The following is a 276-nucleotide window of genomic DNA, read 5'->3' as shown; positions in this document are numbered from 1 at the left end:
ATGAAAACGCTGATCCGCCGCCTGCGCGACGATTACACGGTCGTGCTGATCGAACACAACATGGGAATCGTGATGGACATCTCGGACACGATCACGGTGATGCAGCAGGGGCGCGTGCTGGTCGAAGGCACGCCCGAGGCGATTCGCGGGGACGCGCGCGTGCGCAGCGCGTATCTCGGCAACATGATCACCGGAGGCCGCGCATGATCCTTGACGTGAAGGCGGTGCACGCGTGCTACGGCAAGAGCCACGTACTGCAGGGCGTTTCGCTCAACG

Annotated in this window: 1 pseudogene; it reads left to right on the top strand. The window is 63.0% G+C overall.

The features are described 5' to 3' along the window. A pseudogene (locus R0J88_RS19900) lies at nucleotides 1-207 on the top strand (hypothetical protein); the annotation flags it as partial. Between the last annotated feature and the right edge of the window lie 69 nt (nucleotides 208-276).

Origin of the sequence: Pseudoalteromonas sp. SIMBA_162 (assembly GCF_046535955.1) — a bacterium.
GTDB lineage: Bacteria > Pseudomonadota > Gammaproteobacteria > Enterobacterales > Alteromonadaceae > Pseudoalteromonas > Pseudoalteromonas marina.
The sequence above is the reverse complement of the archived record's forward strand: the minus strand, read 5'-3'. Positions and strand labels throughout refer to the sequence as shown.